The following is an 18,423-nucleotide window of genomic DNA, read 5'->3' as shown; positions in this document are numbered from 1 at the left end:
GCCCCTAATGATCTTGTCGTCGGAAAAATGGCATCCCGCTAGAGGGACGCAAGAAACTGACAGTTGGATGGCCCTTTGAACCGGGCGGTCACATTTAAGCATTGTCCGACGAAAACGCCTAAGACAACAAATCCTCCAGACGGCCGTGCAGGCGCTCAGGAAGATTCTCCTGAATCTCGATCAGTGCTCGCTGAATGGCGCTCTGAAACCCCTGAACCCCGGCCGAACCGTGACTTTTCACCACAATCCCCTGCAAACCGAGGAAGCTTGCGCCGTTGTGTCGCGCAGGCGCCAGATCAGCCTGAAGGCGCTTCATCAATGGCAGCGCCAGAGCGCCGACAACACGGGAAGCGAGATTTTTTTTGAACAGCGCCTCGATGCGCGCGGCGATCATTGTCGCCAGGCCTTCACTGGATTTCAGCAGGATATTGCCGACGAAACCGTCACAAACCACCACATCCGCCTCGCCGCGATACAAGCCGTCGCCCTCGATGAAACCGATGTAATTGATGCCTCTGGCGGCCTGCAACAAAGTCGCAGCAAGCTTGACCTGCTGATTGCCCTTGATGTCCTCGGTGCCGATATTCAGCAGCGCAACCCGCGGACGGGCAATGCCCAGCGTTTGTGCCGCCACAGACCCCATCACAGCAAACTGCAATAAATGCTCGGCACTGCAATCAACGTTGGCGCCCAGATCGAGCAACTGGCAGTAGCCCTTCTGCGTAGGAATCGCGGCAACCATGGCCGGACGATCAATCCCCGGCAGGGTCTTGAGCACAAATCGCGATAGCGCCATCAACGCACCGGTATTCCCGGCACTGACACAGGCCTGGACCTTGCCATCACGCAGCAATTCGAGAGCGACACGCATCGACGAATCCGGCTTGCCACGCAAAGCCTGGGCAGGCTTTTCGTCCATGGTGATGACTTCGGACGCAGGAACGATCGTCAGGCGCGCGCGATCGGCAGCCGACTGGCCGGTGATCAGTTCTTCAAGAAGGGAGGGTTGACCGACAAGGGTCAGGTGCAGCGAGGGCGTAGCAGAAAGGCAAGCAAGGCTGGCCTGAACAATGCTGCGGGGACCGAAGTCCCCGCCCATTGCGTCAATCGCGATGACTTGAGCGGACAAGTGATTACTCGTCAGCGCCCTTGTCGATCACTTTACGGCCACGGTATACGCCTTCTGGCGATACGTGGTGACGCAGGTGAACTTCACCAGTGGTTTTTTCTACAGACAGGGTGCTAGCCTCGAGAGCGTCGTGCGAACGGCGCATGTCACGGGCAGAGCGGGATTTTTTGTTCTGCTGAACAGCCATAATTGATTAACTCCTAAACGTTTGGGTCACGCTTTAACTGCGCCAATACACTGAACGGGTTGGACCGCGTTACCTCGTCCTCGCTCGGTTCGGGCTCATCTGCTCCCGCCGGCTGCTGGCATTCTTCCGGATGATGAGCAGGCACAATAGGCAAGGCGAGCAGAAGCTCTTCCTCGACCAGTGACTGCAGATCCAAAGGATCTTCGCCCAGTTCCAGCACGTCATAACCTTTCGGTAACGACTGGGTATTCGCACCCTCCTTCACTACAGCGTAACTGCATTCGCTGTGGATCGGCAGGGTGACCAGCTCAAGACAACGCTGGCAAACCATTTTGACTTCGGTGTCGATAAAGCTGTGAATCACCACAGATTTACGTTCATCTCGTTCAAAAACGAATTTAGCCTGCACCGTACCGACATCGTCGGAAAGCGGGTCGCAGAGTCTCTTCAAATCGGCCAGCAGCAGTTCACCTTGAAGGGTGGTGCCACGGTCAGCCAATTTGCGCGGGTCAACGTGAGGTGGAATCGGGTCATTCAACATAGGCGCAGCATTATAGGGATGCACCCACCCATGTCAAAGGAAATTGTGCCCTGTCCGTCACTTGCGCGGCTCCGCTAGAATCTGTCGCCTGCCTCTGGAGATGCGAATGCTGCCTTTATTACTCGCTTCAAGCTCGACCTATCGTCGAAAATTGCTCAGCCGCCTGCGCCTGCCGTTCGTCTGCAGCTCACCGGATATCGATGAAAGCCATCGCCCGAACGAGTCCGCAATCGAGCTGGTCAAACGCCTCGCCGAACAGAAAGCCCGGGCACTGGCCGACAGCCACCCCGCCCATCTGATCATCGGCTCCGACCAGGTTGCCGTACTCGGCGAGCGAATCATCGGCAAGCCGCACACCTTTGAAAACGCCCGCGAACAACTGATGGCCGCCAGCGGCGCCAGCGTGACCTTCCTCACCGGCGTGGCCCTGCTCAACAGCCAGACAGGCCGCTGCCAGGTCGACTGCGTGCCTTTCACCGTGCACATGCGCGTACTGGATCAGATCCGCGTCGAGCGCTACCTGCACGCAGAGCAGCCCTACGACTGTGCTGGCAGCTTCAAGGCCGAAGGACTGGGCGTAAGCCTGTTCCAATCCACCGAGGGGCCCGACGCCACCAGCCTGATTGGCCTGCCACTGATTCGCCTGATCGACATGCTGCTGGCCGAAGGCGTACAGATTCCATGACCCACAAAAAACCGGCCCTCGGGCCGGTTTTTCTTGCAGCATTCGATCAGCGCAACGACGGGCCGTTGAAACCCATCCACATTGCCAGTTTCTCGGCAACGCTGGCGCCGAGCTTCTTCGAGAAGCGGTCGAACGGCGATTCCTGAACGGTGAAGTCCACCAGTTCCTTTTCGCCAATCACGTCACGCGCCACCGAACTGGCATTGCCCAGCCCATCGATCAGCCCCAGCGGCAGCGCCTGCTCGCCAGACCAGACCAGCCCGGAGAACAACTCCGGATGCTCTTTATCCTTCAGGCGATCACCACGCCCCTGCTTCACGCTGTTGATGAACTGCTTGTGCGTGGTATCCAGCACACTTTGCCAGAACGCCGTCTCTTCCGGCTTCTGCGGCTGGAACGGATCGAGGAACGACTTGTGCTCGCCGGAAGTGTAGGTGCGACGCTCGACGCCCAGCTTCTCCATGGTGCCGACAAAGCCGTAACCGGCTGCTGTCACACCAATAGAACCGACCAGGCTCGCCTTGTCGGCGTAGATCTGATCCGCAGCACTGGCAATGTAATAGGCACCGGAGGCACCGAGATCGGAAATCACCGCATACACCTTGGTATCCGGATGCAGGCCGCGCAGGCGCTTGATCTCGTCATACACATAACCCGACTGCACCGGACTGCCACCCGGGCTATTGATACGCAGGATCACGCCCTTGACCTTTTTGTCTTCGAACGCCGCCCGCAGACTGCCGACGATGTTGTCGGCACTGGCCGGCTCCTTGTCGGCAATCATGCCGGTGACGTCGATCAACGCGGTGTAGTTCGGACCACGCGTGGCGCTTTTTTCCATGTCCATCAACGGCGTGAACAGGATCAGCGCAACAAACAGATAAACAAACGTCAGCAGTTTGAAGAAGATTCCCCAACGCCTGGAGCGACGCTGCTCTTGCACACCGGCCAGCAGAGTCTTTTCCAGTAGCTTCCAGCTTTTCGCGTCACCGTCGTCGGCAGTTGCCTTGGCCGGTGCTTTCCATTCGTCGGTCATGCCATCCACCCCAGCAAAAACGTATTAAGCCCGCTGAGCCAGCCAGGCATGCAATTCAGAAAACCGGTCAATCGACAGTCGCGGTTCAAACTGCTGCAGCGACTCGATCGATTGCGCACCGTAACTGACCGCCACCGAGTCCATCCCTGCATTGCGCGCCATCAACAGATCGAAGGATGAATCGCCGACCATCAGCGCCTGTTCAGCACGCACACCGCAATGCGCAAGGATCTGCTCCAGCATCAGAGGGTGTGGCTTGCTCGCCGTTTCATCGGCAGCACGGGTGATATCGAAATAATCTTCCCAGTCATTGGCCTTAAGCACCCGATCCAGCCCGCGGCGATTCTTGCCGGTCGCGACCGCCAAGTGGTAACCCTGCTCGCGAAAGGACGCCATCGACTCGACTACGCCTTCGAACAACGGCGAAGGCACGGCTTCCGCGGCGATGTAGTGATCCGCGTAATACTCGCGAAACAAGGTCATTTCGGCATCGCTGATGTCCGGATACAAGGTGCGGATCGCTTCGGGCAAGCCCAGACCGATGATGCCTTTGACGGCAAAATCATCACGCAACTCGAAACCTGATCGCTCGGATGCCGAGTGCATTGCCTCGACAATCCGATGAATGGAATCGGCCAGCGTGCCGTCCCAATCAAAAATCAGCAGCTTGTAATCAGATGGGCGCACTCAATCGCTCCACAGTCTTGGCCCACATTTCATCGACCGGCGCCTGCAACTTGAGTTCACCGCCATCGGGCAGCGGCACGGTCAGCATGTAGGCGTGCAGGAACAGGCGCTTGCCGCCCAGATCACGGATTTCCTTACTGAAACTGTCATCACCGTATTTGGTGTCACCGGCAATGCAGTGCCCGGCGTGCAATGTATGGACGCGGATCTGGTGCGTACGACCGGTGATCGGCTTGGCTTCGATCAGAGTGGCAAAATCGCCAAAGCGACGCAGGACCTTGAACACGGTCACAGACTCCTTGCCCTCCTCCTCGTCGACCTCAACCATGCGCTCGCCGGAGCGCAGATTGCTCTTGCCGAGCGCCGCACGGACTTGCTTGATCGAGGTCGCCCAGTTGCCGCGAACCAGTGCCATGTAGCGCTTATCGACACCGTCACCACGCAACGCGGCATGCAAGTGACGCAACATGCTGCGCTTCTTGGCGATCATCAGCAGGCCGGAGGTATCACGATCGAGACGGTGAACCAGCTCGAGCTCCTTGGCATCGGGGCGCAACTGACGAAAGGCTTCGATAACGCCGTAATTCAAGCCACTGCCACCGTGAACCGCAATGCCGGCGGGCTTGTTGATCACGATCAGGGCTTTGTCTTCGTAGACAATCGAGGCCTCCAGGCGCTGCAACAGCCCCTGGGCAAGCGGCACTGGCTCATCGCGTTCAGGCACGCGCACCGGCGGCACGCGCACGATATCGCCGGCCTGCAGCTTGTATTCGGGCTTGATCCGCCCCTTGTTAACTCGCACTTCGCCTTTGCGCAAAATGCGGTAAATCAAGGTCTTGGGCACGCCTTTGAGCCGGGCGAGGAGGAAATTGTCGATTCGTTGGCCGGCATATTCCGGCGAGACCTCAAGCAATTGAACGCCTGGAGTCGAAGGGGCAGTAGTCGTCATGGCGCGGATGATAACAATTTTTATGGAATTGAAGCACTTAATCATTGCTGCTATAGTCGCGAACGCCGCCAAAAGCGGCCTGGACAGCGGAACCACGGTCAAAAACCGGCCCTGACCAACGCAATTCACCAGGACGCGAGGCCGTCCTACGGGGCTTTCGCTACGTAACGGTGGAGTTTGCAGCTGTAACAAGCGCAGGTGACATGAGGCCTGAATCACGCCGCAAAGCAGAGTTCTGACTCGCCACGCGAGCCATATTCACGGCCAGTTCACAAAGTGCAGTCAGCCGCGGATGACCCCGAGCGAAAGCGCCGGAAACACCGCCTGAATTAGCCATGATGCGTGACCTCCCCTTTCGGAGCTCACGGTAAATGCCAACCCGCTGCGGATTCTGCGCGCGGCAGCACCCGAATTATCAGGGATACGTGTAGGGTGGAGATGCACAACCGCTGGACTGTGTAGCAACAGGCTTTATCAAGACGCTTCATCTCGTCCACAGCCACGGTTGATTCCTCCTCCTGACTGAGTGCTTAAGTAGCCACAGCAAGCAGGACGCGTACGTCGCGATAACGGCCCAATTGGCCGGACATCGCTGGACACGGGAATGGCCAACCACTCCCGACGCACCTGACACCGACCGTGAGAAGTCGTGTGTGCCGAACGCCGTTTCCGGCAGCCCGGAAACCGACGGTACTACATGAAAAGAATGCTGATTAACGCAACTCAACCCGAAGAGTTGCGTGTTGCACTGGTAGATGGCCAGCGCCTCTACGACCTGGACATCGAATCCGGTGCACGCGAGCAGAAAAAGGCCAACATCTATAAAGGCCGCATCACTCGCATCGAACCAAGCCTTGAGGCTGCCTTTGTCGATTTCGGCTCCGAGCGCCACGGCTTCCTGCCCCTCAAAGAAATCTCCCGCGAATACTTCAAGAAAGCCCCCGAAGGCCGCGTCAACATCAAGGACGTCCTGAGCGAAGGCCAGGAAGTCATCGTTCAGGTCGAAAAAGAAGAACGTGGCAACAAGGGTGCAGCCCTGACCACCTTCATCAGCCTGGCCGGTCGTTACCTCGTTCTGATGCCGAACAACCCGCGTGCCGGCGGCATCTCCCGTCGCATCGAAGGCGAAGAGCGCAACGAACTGCGCGAAGCGCTGAACGGCCTGGTCGCTCCAGCCGACATGGGTCTGATCGTGCGCACTGCCGGCCTGGGCCGCAGCAGCGAAGAAATGCAGTGGGACCTCGATTACCTGCTGCAACTCTGGACCGCTATCAAGGAAGCCTCCCTGGATCGTTCCGCGCCGTTCCTGATCTACCAGGAAAGCAACGTCATCATCCGCGCCATCCGCGATTACCTGCGCCAGGACATCGGCGAAGTGCTGATCGACAGCGTTGAAGCCCAGGACGAAGCCCTGACCTTCATCCGCCAGGTGATGCCGCAGTACGCCAGCAAGATCAAGCTGTACGAAGACAGCGTTCCGCTGTTCAACCGTTTCCAGATCGAAAGCCAGATCGAAACCGCTTTCCAGCGCGTCGTCGAACTGCCTTCCGGCGGCTCCATCGTCATCGATCCGACCGAAGCCCTGGTGTCCATCGACATCAACTCGGCGCGCGCCACCAAAGGCAGCGACATCGAAGAAACCGCCCTGCAGACCAACCTTGAAGCGGCCGAAGAAATCGCCCGTCAGTTGCGCCTGCGCGACATCGGCGGCCTGATCGTCATCGACTTCATCGACATGACCCCTGCCAAGAACCAGCGCGCCGTGGAAGAGAAAGTCCGCGAATGCCTGGAAGCCGACCGCGCCCGCGTGCAGATCGGCCGCATCTCGCGCTTCGGCCTGCTGGAAATGTCCCGTCAGCGCCTGCGTCCTTCGCTCGGCGAAAGCAGCGGCATCGTCTGCCCGCGCTGCAGCGGCACCGGCATCATCCGTGACGTCGAATCGCTGTCCCTGGCGATCCTGCGCCTGATCGAAGAAGAAGCCCTGAAGGACCGCACCGCCGAAGTTCGCGCACAAGTGCCGATCCCGGTGGCCGCGTTCCTGCTCAACGAAAAACGCAACTCGATCACCAAGATCGAACTGCGCACCCGCGCCCGCATCGTCATCCTGCCGAACGACCACCTCGAAACCCCGCATTTCGAAGTTCAGCGTCTGCGTGACGACAGCCCGGAAGCCGCGACCAACCAGTCCAGCTACGAAATCGCTGCCGCTGCTGCCGAAGTCGAAGACGTCCAGCCAGCCGCCGCGACCCGCACCCTGGTTCGCCAGGAAGCTGCGGTCAAGACCGCTCCGGCCCGCGCCAACGCTCCGGTTCCGACCGAAGTTGCCGCACCGGCGCCAGCGCCTGCTCCTGTTGCCGCGCCAGAACCAAGCCTGTTCAAAGGCCTGGTGAAGTCGCTGGTCAGCCTGTTCGCCACTAAAGAAGAGCCTGTTGCTCCGGTTGTGGTTGAAAAACCTGCCGCCGAGCGTCCGGCCCGCAACGAAGAGCGTCGCAACGGTCGTCAGCAGAGCCGCAACCGTAACGGTCGCCGCGATGAAGAACGCAAGCCGCGTGAAGAGCGTGCTCCACGTGAGGAACGCGCACCGCGTGAGCCACGTGAAGAGCGCCAGCCTCGTGAAGCCCGTGAACTGCGCGAGCCACGCGAGTCCCGTGACGAAGCACCGGCAGCCCGCGAAGAACGCGCACCACGCGCCCCTCGTGAAGAACGTGCACCACGTGCTCCACGTGAAGATCGCAAGCCGCGTGGCGAGCGTGAAGAACGCGTACGCGAACTGCGTGAACCTCTGGATGCTGCGCCAGCCGCTGCTACCGCCGTTGCTGCCACCGCTGAAGAGCGCCCAGCCCGTCAGCCGCGTGAAGAACGCGCGCCACGCCCACCGCGTGAAGAGCGTCAACCGCGTGCCGAGCAAGCCGCTGCTGCCGTGGCTGAAGAAGAAATCACCACCAGCGAAGAGCAACTGCCGGAAGACGGTTCGGAGAACGCCGAAGGCGATCGTCCACGCCGCCGCTCCCGTGGTCAGCGTCGTCGCAGCAACCGTCGCGAGCGTCAGCGCGATGCCAACGGCAACGTGATCGAAGGTTCGGAAGAGTCCACCGAGAACGCTGGAGCCGCCGAGCCAAGCACTGCCGATCTGGCTGCCGGCCTGGCCGTTACTGCCGCTGTTGCCAGCACCGTGATCAGCGCTCCGGCCGAAGCTCAGGCCCACGAGCAAGCTGAACGCGCTACCGCTGCAACGCTGGAAACCGCTCCAGTTGAAGCGCCGGTGGTTGAAGCCACCACTCCGGTAGAAGTGGTGGCTGCTCCGGAAGTCGAAGTGGCGCCGGTTCGCGAAGCTCAGCCTAAGGTTGAAGTCGCTGCCGAACCTGCTTTCGTCGCCCCGGAACCTGTTGCAGTGGCAGAGCCGGTTGTCGAGACCGTCGCTGAAACCGTGACCGAAACCGTGCGTGAAGTTCGCGAAGAACAGACCGCTTTCAACTGGGTCGCCGAGCCGGCCGTCGCTGAAACACCAGCGCCAGTGGTTGAAGCGCCTGTCGTGGAAGATGCCAAGGCCGCTGAACCAGTGGTTGTCGCTGAACCGGCACCTGCCGTTGAAGCGCCGGTCGTAGAAACGCCAGTCGTTGCCGAAGCACCAGCGCCAGTCGCTGCGCCTGCTCCGGTCAGCGCCCTGACGCCAAGTGGCCGCGCCCCGAACGACCCGCGTGAAGTGCGTCGTCGCAAGCGTGAAGAAGAGCGCCTGCAGAAGGAAGCCGAACTGGCTGCCGCTGCCGCCGCTGCTCCAGCCGTTGCCGAAGTGGTCGAGGCAGCCCCTGCCCCGGTCGCGGAAGAAGCTGCCGTAGAAGTGATTGCCGAAGCACCGCGCTCCGTACAGGAAGCGGTCGAGCACCACGAAAAGGCCCAGGAAAAAGAACACGAGCCTAAACCTCTCGTCTGATTCCGACCGCCAATAAAAAGCCCCGCCTGGTGATCCAGGCGGGGCTTTTTTATACCTCGAGGTTTGTATCAGGCCGGCGGAAAAACCAGCGCCTGCGGCACATCGATATCCCACAGCACACCGGGATCATCAACCGCCACTTCCACTACCCGCCCCTGCTTGAACAAAGGTCTGGCCCCGCGATTACCGGACAATGCCATCAACCCCGGCCCAAACGAGCGACCAAATCCGACCGGATGCCCAAACTCGCCGCCCTGCACCGGCACACTGACCGCATCGTCGGCAATCGCCGCCACCACCCGCTCAATACTCGACGGCAGGATGAACGGCATATCGCCCAGCACAATCAACCAGCCATCCAGATCCGGGCAAGCGGCAACGCCCGCCGCAATGCTGTCGCCCATCCCCGTGGACTCGATCGAGACAATGTCACACCCGTAAGCTTGCGCCATACGCATCGCCTGCGGCCGCACTTCGGTCGTCACCAGCACTCGCTTGTCGAGACTCACCGGCAGGTTCACCAACGTCTGCTCGATCACCGAGCGCACAGCCCCGTCGCGCCCCGTGCAATCGGCCAACAACTTGTCCTTGTCGGCGCCAGCCACTTCGCGAAAGCGGCTGCCCTCGCCTGCCGCCAGCACAATCACGCCAATGGATCGACTCATGCGCGCTCTGCCTTCTTCTGCTTCAACTCGACACCATTCTTGATCGCGACGATTTCCGCCAGCAATGACAACGCGATTTCCGCCGGGGAATGACTGCCGATGGGCAGACCGATCGGCCCGTGCAATCGAGCGATGGCCGCTTGCGACAAGCCTAGCTCAGCCAGGTATTCCCGGCGCTTGAGACTGTTGACGCGCGAGCCCAGGGCGCCGACGTAAAAGGCCCTGGAATCCAGCGCCGTCAGCAGCGCCATGTCGTCCAGACGCGGATCGTGAGTCAAGGCAACGATGGCGGTGCGTTCGTCGGTCTGAATGTTCAGCACCGCTTCATCCGGCATGCCCGGGACAAAGCGGCCATGCTGCTCTTCCCAGTCATACACGAATTCGGTGCGGGGATCGCAGATCAGCACTTCGAAATCCAGCAATCGCGCCATCTCGGCCACATAGCGCGACAACTGTCCTGCACCGATCAGCAGCAGACGCCAGCGCGGGCCGTAGATGGCGCGCAAGGTCTTGCCGTCGAAAACCAATGCATCCGTTTTGCTCGCCGGCGAAAGAATCACTTCACCGCTTTCGAGGTTCAGCTCACGAGCAACGATTTCGTGAGCCTCACAACGAGCCAACAACTCGGCGACCCATGCCGTGTCGCCGACACGCTCTTCGGTGAGGCGCAAAGTGCCGCCGCAAGGCAGGCCGAACCGCGCCGCCTCATCCCGCGTCACGCCATAGGTGATCAACTGTACTGGCGGCCCGTCGACGGGAATCCGCCCGTCATGCAGCCGGGCGATCAGATCGTCCTCGACACAGCCGCCGGACACCGAACCGATCACCACACCATCCTCGCGCAACGCCAGCATCGCGCCGGGGGCCCGGGGCGCAGTGCCCCAGGTCTGCACCACACTGAACAGCACCACCCGCTGCCCGGCGCGGCGCCATTCCAGGACGCTGCGCAGGACATTGAGATCGGCGCTGTCCATCACGCTTGCGCCTTTTGCCAGCCCTGCAACTGGTAACGCACCGGCAGGCTGCGGATGCGCTGGCCGGTCGCAGCGAAGATCGCATTGCACAGCGCTGGCGCAATCGGCGGCACGCCCGGCTCACCGACGCCGCCCAGCGGCACCTCGCCCGGCGGCGTCACCAGATGCACCGCGACTTCCTTCGGCGCCAGCGACATGCGCGCCACTTCATACATATGGAAGTTGTCCTGCTGCACCTTGCCGTCCTTGAAGCTGATCTCGCCCCAGACGGCATTGCCCAGGCCCATCACACACGCACCTTCGAACTGCGAACGAATGCGCTCCGGGTTGATCTGCGGCCCGCAATCCACGGCGATATCGGCCTTGTGCACGATCAGCGTGCCGTCGTCCTTGACCTCGACTTCGATCACCGCCGCCACATAAGTGACGAAGCTGTAATGCACTGCCAGGCCGAGACCACGGCCCTTGGGCAACTGGCGCCCCCAACCCGCAGCCTTGGCCGCGGTTTCCAGAACGGTACGCATGCGTCCGGTGTCGATTGGATAACGCTCGGGGGATTCGCCGTAGTTCCACTCTTCGCTGAGCGTGCGCGGGTCGATCTGTCGATCCGGGCCGAGCAATTTGATCTGGTACTTGAGCGGGTCTTCCTTGGCCTTGTGCGCCAGTTCGTCGACAAAGCTCTGAATCGCGAAGCCATGGGGAATGTTCGACACCGAGCGATACCAGCCGACCCGCGTGTGTACCGTGGCTTCTGGGTTTTCCAGACGTACGTTGGGAATCGCGTAGGCCATGTTGGTGAAGCCCATGCCCAGCTCGAACGCGGCTTCGTGATTCATGTTGGGCGCAAAGAGCGCGGTGATGCTCGGCGCCACCGTGCGATGCAGCCAGGCAGACGGCAAACCGTCCTTGCCCACGCCGGCCTTGAGGTACTCGGCCGATACTGTGTGGAAATACGAATTGTGGATGTCGTCTTCGCGCGTCCATTGGACCCGCACAGCCTTGCCGGGAAACTCTTTGGCGAGAATGGCAGCTTCGACAACAAAATCCGGTTTGGACTTGCGACCGAAACCACCGCCGAGCAGGGTCACGTTGAAGGTCACATTATCGAACGGCAGACCGAGGCGTTCGGCGATCCGCTCACGGGTGACCTGCGGTGCCTGACTCGGCGCCCAAGCCTCGCACACACCCTCTTTATAGCGTGCGATGGCCACCATCGGTTCCATCGGCGCCTGTGCCAGATGCGGCAAATAGTAGGAGGCCTCCAGGGTGCTGGCAGCGCTGCCGATGGCCTTTTCGATGTCGCCGGTGTTGCGCACGACCTTGCCCGGTTTCAGCGAAGCGGCTTCCAGTTCCTTGCGGTAGGCGATCGAGTCGTAACTGGCGTTCGGGCCGTCGTCCCACTCGATTTTCAGCGCCTCGCGGCCCTTGAGCGCCGCCCATGTGTTGCTGGCCACCACGGCAACGCCACCCAGCGGCTGGAATTCCGAAGGCAATGGCCGGGGTTCGATCTGGATGACTTTCAGCACGCCCGGCACCTTCAGCGCGGCGCTGTCGTCCACTGACTTGACCTTGCCGCCGTACACCGCAGGGCGAGCGATCACGGCGTACAGCATGCCGTCGAAATGCACATCGGCCCCATACACGGCGCGTCCATTGACGATGTCATTGCCATCGATGGCCTTGGTGCCTTCCTTGCCGATGTAGCGGAATTCCGACGGCTGCTTGAGCCGCAGGCTGTCACGCCCCGGAACCGGCAACGCACTGGCTGCAGCGGCGAGCTCGCCGTATCCCAGCTCACGCCCGGAAGGCTGGTGAATGACTTTGTGCAGTTGCGCGCGGCACTCGCCGACCGGCACCTTCCACTGTGCGGCGGCTGCCTGCTCCAGCATCGTCCGGGCAGCGGCGCCGCAACGACGCATCGGTTCGTACCAGTGACGCATGCTGCGCGAGCCATCGGTATCCTGGTTGCCGAAACGCACTTCATCGCCCGGTGCCTGTTGCACTTTGACGTGAGCCCAATCGGCCTCAAGTTCATCGGCGACCACCATGGTCAGACTGGTGCGCACACCCTGGCCCATTTCCGAGCGGTTGCAGACCACGGTCACCGTGCCGTCGGCGGCAATACTGACGTAAACCTTCGGATCATCGATCCAGCCGTTGGGCATGCCATCGGCACCGAATTTCTTCGGCTTGTCTTCGGCCAATGCATCCTGCCAGCCCCAACTCGCGGCCAGCACCAGCGCGCCGGTTGCGCCGACACCCTTGAGGAAGCCCCGGCGGCTCAGATTGCTCAGAGCGAAATCGTTCGGTAGACGGCTCATGCCTTGGCCTCCTTCAAGTGGGTGGAGGCCTGGCGGATGGCGGTCTTGATTCGGTTGTAGGTGCCGCAGCGGCAGATGTTGCCGACCATCGCCTCTTCGATCTGCTCGTCGCTCGGGTTAGGGTTGGTCTTGAGCAACGCGGTGGCGGACATGATCTGCCCGCCCTGACAGAAACCGCACTGAGCCACGGCGGTGTCGAGCCAGGCTTGTTGGACGATCTGGCCAATCGGATCGGCGTGCAGGTTGTCGATGGTCGTTACATTCTGCCCGGCCACCGAACCGATCGGCGTGATGCAGCTACGCACCGGCAATCCGTCGATATGAATGGTGCAGGCGCCGCACAGGCCCATGCCGCAGCCGAATTTGGTGCCGTTGTAACCGGCGACGTCACGGATTGCCCACAACAGAGGCATGTCCTCGGTGACATCGAGTGGATGGTCTTGGCCATTGAGTTTCAGGGTAATCATGGGCACGCCCGCATATTCATGAGGTTATGGGGTCGAGCAATCTGCCGCCGGAAATCAGCGGTGGGTTCACGCAGATCGACTCAGGCTAATGAGGCTCTCTTGTGCCGACGAAAACGTCTGCACCGGGCCTTTGGTGGAGCAAAGGGTTTATCGTTAGCTGGCTAAGTTAACCCGGGATTAACAAAAAAGCCCTGCACTTTTTAAATAGTGCAGGGCTTTGGATTGTGCCTTGAAAGCGTAGCCTCAATAACGGTTAGGCTCCATTTCCAGCTCGACATTGAAACGTTCTGCAATGTCTTTCTGGATACGTTGGGCCAGATCGAGCAGTTGTAGCCCGGTTGCCGCGCCGTAATTAACCAGCACCAGCGCCTGCAATTTATGCACGCCGGCATCGGCCTCACGGAAACCTTTCCAGCCCGCTCGCTCGATCAACCAACCCGCCGCCAGCTTCATCTGCCCGTCCGGTTGCGCATAAGCCACCAGATCCGAGTGCTGCGCCTTGATCTGCGCAACCACCGCCGCTGACACCAACGGGTTTTTGAAGAAGCTGCCGGCATTGCCCAGCACGGCCGGGTCCGGCAGTTTCTCGCTGCGGATGCTGCAAATCGCGTGGCTGACATCCGTCGGCGTTGGCTGCTCGATGCCCTGTTCGGTCAGGCGCTGACGCACCGGGCCGTATTCCAGGTGCAGATGCGCGACACGATCAAGCTTGAAGCGCACTCGCAGAATCAACCAACGACCCGGTTGCTGCTTGAACACGCTGTCGCGGTAGGCGAAGTTGCACTCTTCCAGGCTGAAGTCGCGCAACTCGCCGGTCTGGCGATCCAGCGCCGTCAGGCCGGCAAACACGTCCTTGATCTCGACGCCGTAGGCACCAATGTTCTGCATCGGCGCGGCGCCGACGGTGCCGGGGATCAGGCTGAGGTTTTCCAGCCCCGAAAAACCCAGTGCCAGCGTGTGCTGGACGAACGGGTGCCACGGCTCGCCAGCTTCTGCTTCGATCACCACGCGGTCGCCGTCATCGCTGATGACACGAATGCCACGACTGGCCATGCGCAGCACCAGTGCCGAAATGTCCGCTGTCAGCAACAGATTGCTGCCGCCACCGATAACCAGCAATGGCACATCGTGGGCGGTCGCATAAGCCAGGGCTTCGCGCACATCACCGTCGTTGTGGGCTTCGGCAAACAGTTGCGCGCGAACGTCGACGCCAAAGGTGTTGAACGGTTTCAGGGAAACCTGAGGGTGTACCTGCAAACTCATAACCGGCCCTTCACTTCGATCAGCAACCGGTCGCAGGCGCGCTCGATCAGATCCAGCACCTGCTCGAAACCCTGATCGCCGTCGTAATACGGATCCGGCACTTCATCGACTTCGCCTTCATAGCGACGCAGGAACAAGTCCAGCTCGGCCTTGCCGGTAGACGGTTGCAAAGCCTTGAGGTTGCGCAGGTTGCTGTTGTCCATGGCGAGGATCAGGTCGTAACTGGCGAAATCGGCGCGGCTGACCTGCTGGGCGCGTTGCGCCGACAGATCATAACCGCGCAGTTTGGCCGCTGCCTGACTGCGCTTGTCCGGCGGATTGCCGACGTGCCAGTCGCCGGTGCCGGCGGAAGCCACCTCAACCTGATCCGCCAGCCCCGCTTCTCGCAACTTGGCGCGCATCACGCCTTCGGCAGTGGGCGAACGGCAGATGTTGCCCAGGCACACGAACAGAACGCGCATCAGGCCTCCAGCAGGCGACGGACGCGCTCGAGGTCTTCGGCGGTGTCGACTCCGGTTGGCGGCGCGATCAATGCGTCAGCCACGTGAATCCGCACGCCGTGCCACAGGGCACGCAATTGCTCGAGGGATTCGGTGTTTTCCAGCCAGCACGGGCCCCAGCTCACGAAGTCCTGAAGGAAACCGGCGCGGTAGGCATAGATGCCGATGTGGCGGCGATACGGCACGCCTTCTGGCAGCACGTCGCGGCTCTTGGCGAACGCATCGCGGGCCCATGGCAGGGTCGCGCGACTGAAGGTCAGCGCCAGACCGTTGAGGTCGCTGACAACCTTGACCACATTCGGGTTGAACAGGGTTTCCACGTCCTCGATCGGCTCGGCCAGGGTGGCCATGCGCGCTTCGGTATGGGCCGCAAGGTTGGCGGCGACCTGGTCGATCACGCTTGGCGGGATCAGCGGTTCGTCACCCTGCACGTTGACCACGATGGCATCCGACTCAAGGCCCAGCTTCGCGGCGACTTCGGCCAGACGGTCGGTGCCGGAGTTGTGATCTTCACGGGTCAGCACCACTTCGGCGCCGAAAGCCTTGCAGGCTTCGACGATGCGCGCATCGTCGGTAGCCACGACCACGCGACTGGCGCTGCTTTTGCTCGCCTGATCCCAGACGTGCTGGATCATCGGCTTGCCGGCGATATCCAGCAGCGGTTTACCCGGCAGGCGGGTCGAGGCGTAGCGCGACGGGATGACAACGGTGAAGGCGGTGGTCATTTATCCAGACGCTCGTCGGTGGTCAAGGTGCGGGCTTCGCTTTCCAGCATGACCGGGATGCCGTCACGGATCGGGTACGCCAGGCCGGCGCCCTTGCTGATCAGTTCGGTCTTGTCGGCGCTGAGCTTGAGCGGGCCTTTGCAGACCGGGCAGGCGAGGATGTCGAGCAATTTGGTGTCCATGAACATTCCCTGGATAAAAACGGTTTAAGGCAAAAGACGATCCGGCAACAGGCGCATCAGCTGCGTGTCGAACCAGGCCACGAAGGCCGGCGACGGCACGGCATCGACTGCCAGGTACCACCAGTCGGCGGCAGCGAAGGCGCGGCACTTCACCGCGTCCTTTTCAGTCATCACCACTGGCAATGACGGCGTGAAACTCAAGGCCTGCACGCTATATTCGGCGTGGTCGGCAAACGCGTGGGGCACAGGCCGCCAGTCTAGCGCTTCGAGGGTATTGAAGAAACGTTGCGGATTGCCGATCCCGGCCACCGCGTGCACGGCCTGACCGGACGAAAAATGATCGAGCGGACGGCGTTCGCCGCTGCGCAGATTGACCAGCGCCGACGGTTTGAGGCGGAAAGCGAATCCGCCGTCGCGATCCTCAAGGGCGCCGTTGAACAGCACCCCGTCAACGCTTTGCAGGCGCTCGGCCGGTTCGCGCAGGGGGCCGGCGGGCAGGCAACGCTGGTTGCCAAGGCCACGGGCGGCGTCGATCAGCACCAGTTCCAGATCCCGCGCGAGGCGATAATGCTGCATGCCGTCGTCGGACAGGATCAGGTCCAGCGGCTCGCTGTCCAGCAGGGCTCTGACGGCGGCACTGCGATCGGGATCGATCATTAGCGGTACGCCGGTGCGCTGCACGATCAGCAAAGGTTCGTCGCCGGCGATGTCGGCAGTCTGATCAGACTCGACTCGCCATGGCAGCTGCACCGGTTTGGCGCCGTAGCCGCGACTGACCACACCGACCCGCAGCCCGTGGCGTCGGCAGTGCTCGATCAGCCACAGGATCATCGGGGTCTTGCCGGTACCGCCAACGGTGATATTGCCGACCACGATCACCGGCACCGGCGACTGATAAATCTCACCTTCGCCGTCGAGAAAACGCTGGCGCTTGCCGGCCACGACGCGACGGTACAGCCACTCCAGCGGCCGCAACAGCGTCAGGGCCGGATGCCCCTGATACCAAGCGGCGAGCAGACGATCAGACATGGCCATCAGGATTTGGGCGCCGCCTCGACCGTGGTCATGCGCAAATGGCTGAAACCGAGCTTGCCGGCCGCGTCCATGGCGGTGATCACGGATTGGTGCTGGGTCTTGCCATCGGCACTGATCGACAACGGCATGTTGGTGTCACCGTTGGCTTCCTTCTGCATGGCTTCCATCAGGGTCGCCAGGTCGTTCTTCGGCAAAATCTTGTTGTTCACCGAGAACACACCTTCAGCGCTGATGGCAACGTCCAGTTGCTTGACCTGCTGATCCTCGGCCGGCGAACCGCTGACTGCTTCCGGCAGATCGACGCGCAACTGGGTTTCGCGGGTGAAGGTGGTGGTCACGACGAAAAACAGCAGCAGAATGAACACCACGTCGATCAGCGACGCGAGGTTGATATCGATGGTTTCCCGGGGCTTGCGACGGAATTTCACGCTTTGCCCCCGGCCAGATCGACGTCACGGTCGCCCTGCACCACTTCCACCAGTTTGATTGCTTCCTGCTCCATGCCGACCACCAGTTCATCGATGCGGCGTTGCAGGAAACGGTGGAAGAACACGGACGGGATACCGACCATCAGGCCCGCCGCAGTGGTGATCAGCGCCTTGGAGATACCACCGGCGAGCACCGAGGCGTTGGTGGTCATGCCGGAACCGGTGAAAGCGCTGAAAATATCGATCATGCCCAGTACCGTACCCAGCAGCCCCAGCAACGGCGACATGGCGGCGATGGTGCCCAGCGCATTGACGTAGCGTTCCAGCTCGTGGATGACCCGGGCGGCGGCTTCTTCAATGCACTCTTTCATGATCTCGCGACCATGCTTGGAGTTGGCCAGGCCCGCGGCGAGGATTTCACCCAGCGGCGAATTGGCGCGCAATTCCTTGAGTTTTTCCTTGTTGAGCTGCTTGTCCTTGATCCAGACCCAGACCTGACCCAGCAGATGCTCGGGGGTGACGCGACTGGCGCGCAGCGTCCACAGGCGCTCGGCGACGATCGCCATGGCGGCAATGGAACTCAGAATGATCGGCAACATCATCCAGCCGCCGGATTTGACCAATTCCCACACAGTGACAGCCCCCTCGAAAAAGTGCGCCACTTTACCATACCGGTTCGCGATAAAGACCCGTCGCCCCGACGACCGTGCGCTGCCTG

The 18,423-nt window shown here is 61.2% G+C and carries 19 protein-coding genes; 2 read left to right on the top strand and 17 right to left on the bottom strand.

The window, feature by feature from the left end; translation table 11 throughout:
* Positions 1 to 118: 118 nt before the first annotated feature.
* Genes plsX through CAF87_RS02255 form a run of 3 tightly spaced genes read right to left on the bottom strand, consistent with a single transcriptional unit; the run spans position 119 to position 1,857 of the window.
* Positions 119 to 1,129, bottom strand: coding sequence for a phosphate acyltransferase PlsX (gene plsX / locus CAF87_RS02265; protein ID WP_085730463.1), 1,011 nt, complete (start codon positions 1,127 to 1,129; stop codon positions 119 to 121).
* Positions 1,130 to 1,133: 4 nt separating this feature from the next.
* A complete protein-coding gene (gene rpmF / locus CAF87_RS02260; RefSeq protein WP_003179396.1) occupies positions 1,134 to 1,316 on the bottom strand; it encodes a 50S ribosomal protein L32 in 183 nt (60 codons plus the stop codon).
* Between the two features lie 13 nt (positions 1,317 to 1,329).
* Entirely contained in the window at positions 1,330 to 1,857 is a 528-nt protein-coding gene (locus tag CAF87_RS02255) for a YceD family protein (RefSeq protein ID WP_038364482.1), read from the bottom strand.
* 106 nt (positions 1,858 to 1,963) lie between these two features.
* Here CAF87_RS02255 and CAF87_RS02250 point away from each other — a divergent pair, with 106 nt between their 5' ends.
* The gene (locus CAF87_RS02250; protein ID WP_085730462.1) at positions 1,964 to 2,542 is read left to right on the top strand and encodes a nucleoside triphosphate pyrophosphatase; all 579 of its coding nucleotides are present in this window, start codon (positions 1,964 to 1,966) and stop codon (positions 2,540 to 2,542) included.
* 46 nt (positions 2,543 to 2,588) lie between these two features.
* On the opposite strand, the gene sppA is transcribed toward CAF87_RS02250, so the two are convergent.
* From sppA to rluC, 3 genes are read right to left on the bottom strand one after another with little or no spacing between them, the layout of a single operon-like run.
* Positions 2,589 to 3,578, bottom strand: coding sequence for a signal peptide peptidase SppA (gene sppA, locus CAF87_RS02245; protein ID WP_085730461.1), 990 nt, complete (start codon positions 3,576 to 3,578; stop codon positions 2,589 to 2,591).
* Between the two features lie 24 nt (positions 3,579 to 3,602).
* Positions 3,603 to 4,265, bottom strand: coding sequence for an HAD-IA family hydrolase (locus CAF87_RS02240; RefSeq protein WP_085730460.1), 663 nt, complete (start codon positions 4,263 to 4,265; stop codon positions 3,603 to 3,605).
* Complete coding sequence (gene rluC, locus CAF87_RS02235) at positions 4,252 to 5,214, bottom strand: 23S rRNA pseudouridine(955/2504/2580) synthase RluC (RefSeq protein ID WP_025113008.1); 963 nt, start codon at positions 5,212 to 5,214, stop codon at positions 4,252 to 4,254. Before rluC ends, CAF87_RS02240 begins: the two co-directional genes overlap by 14 nt.
* A 697-nt stretch (positions 5,215 to 5,911) precedes the next feature.
* On the opposite strand from rluC, the gene rne reads away from it, so the two are divergent.
* The gene (rne, locus tag CAF87_RS02230; RefSeq protein WP_085730459.1) at positions 5,912 to 9,145 is read left to right on the top strand and encodes a ribonuclease E; all 3,234 of its coding nucleotides are present in this window, start codon (positions 5,912 to 5,914) and stop codon (positions 9,143 to 9,145) included.
* A 68-nt stretch (positions 9,146 to 9,213) separates the two neighbouring features.
* Here rne and CAF87_RS02225 read toward each other — a convergent pair whose 3' ends face one another.
* From CAF87_RS02225 to CAF87_RS02175, 11 genes are all read right to left on the bottom strand, one after another.
* The gene (locus CAF87_RS02225; RefSeq protein ID WP_085730458.1) at positions 9,214 to 9,810 is read right to left on the bottom strand and encodes a nucleotidyltransferase family protein; all 597 of its coding nucleotides are present in this window, start codon (positions 9,808 to 9,810) and stop codon (positions 9,214 to 9,216) included.
* On the bottom strand, positions 9,807 to 10,784 hold the full coding sequence (locus CAF87_RS02220) for an XdhC family protein (RefSeq protein WP_085730457.1): 978 nt from the start codon (positions 10,782 to 10,784) through the stop codon (positions 9,807 to 9,809). The genes CAF87_RS02225 and CAF87_RS02220 overlap by 4 nt, the downstream gene beginning before the upstream one ends.
* Positions 10,784 to 13,105, bottom strand: coding sequence for a xanthine dehydrogenase family protein molybdopterin-binding subunit (locus CAF87_RS02215; protein ID WP_085730456.1), 2,322 nt, complete (start codon positions 13,103 to 13,105; stop codon positions 10,784 to 10,786). The genes CAF87_RS02220 and CAF87_RS02215 overlap by 1 nt, the downstream gene beginning before the upstream one ends.
* Positions 13,102 to 13,572, bottom strand: a complete 471-nt coding sequence (locus tag CAF87_RS02210) for a (2Fe-2S)-binding protein (RefSeq protein WP_085710940.1) — start codon at positions 13,570 to 13,572, stop codon at positions 13,102 to 13,104. Before CAF87_RS02210 ends, CAF87_RS02215 begins: the two co-directional genes overlap by 4 nt.
* Before the next feature lie 243 nt (positions 13,573 to 13,815).
* The gene (gene murB, locus CAF87_RS02205) at positions 13,816 to 14,835 is read right to left on the bottom strand and encodes a UDP-N-acetylmuramate dehydrogenase (protein WP_085730455.1); all 1,020 of its coding nucleotides are present in this window, start codon (positions 14,833 to 14,835) and stop codon (positions 13,816 to 13,818) included.
* A complete protein-coding gene (locus tag CAF87_RS02200; RefSeq protein WP_085730454.1) occupies positions 14,832 to 15,296 on the bottom strand; it encodes a low molecular weight protein-tyrosine-phosphatase in 465 nt (154 codons plus the stop codon). Before CAF87_RS02200 ends, murB begins: the two co-directional genes overlap by 4 nt.
* A complete protein-coding gene (kdsB, locus tag CAF87_RS02195) occupies positions 15,296 to 16,060 on the bottom strand; it encodes a 3-deoxy-manno-octulosonate cytidylyltransferase (protein ID WP_085730453.1) in 765 nt (254 codons plus the stop codon). Before kdsB ends, CAF87_RS02200 begins: the two co-directional genes overlap by 1 nt.
* The gene (locus tag CAF87_RS02190; RefSeq protein ID WP_003179363.1) at positions 16,057 to 16,242 is read right to left on the bottom strand and encodes a Trm112 family protein; all 186 of its coding nucleotides are present in this window, start codon (positions 16,240 to 16,242) and stop codon (positions 16,057 to 16,059) included. Before CAF87_RS02190 ends, kdsB begins: the two co-directional genes overlap by 4 nt.
* 24 nt (positions 16,243 to 16,266) lie before the next feature.
* On the bottom strand, positions 16,267 to 17,277 hold the full coding sequence (gene lpxK / locus CAF87_RS02185) for a tetraacyldisaccharide 4'-kinase (protein WP_085730452.1): 1,011 nt from the start codon (positions 17,275 to 17,277) through the stop codon (positions 16,267 to 16,269).
* The gene (locus tag CAF87_RS02180) at positions 17,277 to 17,705 is read right to left on the bottom strand and encodes a biopolymer transporter ExbD (protein ID WP_007950767.1); all 429 of its coding nucleotides are present in this window, start codon (positions 17,703 to 17,705) and stop codon (positions 17,277 to 17,279) included. The genes lpxK and CAF87_RS02180 overlap by 1 nt, the downstream gene beginning before the upstream one ends.
* Positions 17,702 to 18,337: a MotA/TolQ/ExbB proton channel family protein gene (locus CAF87_RS02175; RefSeq protein WP_162803506.1), complete on the bottom strand. Its 636-nt coding sequence runs from the start codon at positions 18,335 to 18,337 to the stop codon at positions 17,702 to 17,704. Before CAF87_RS02175 ends, CAF87_RS02180 begins: the two co-directional genes overlap by 4 nt.
* Positions 18,338 to 18,423: the final 86 nt, after the last annotated feature.

The sequence above is a fragment of the Pseudomonas sp. R38(2017) genome, from assembly GCF_002112395.1.
GTDB lineage: Bacteria > Pseudomonadota > Gammaproteobacteria > Pseudomonadales > Pseudomonadaceae > Aquipseudomonas.
Note: the sequence above shows the minus strand (reverse complement) of the source record. Positions and strands in the feature narration are given on the sequence as shown.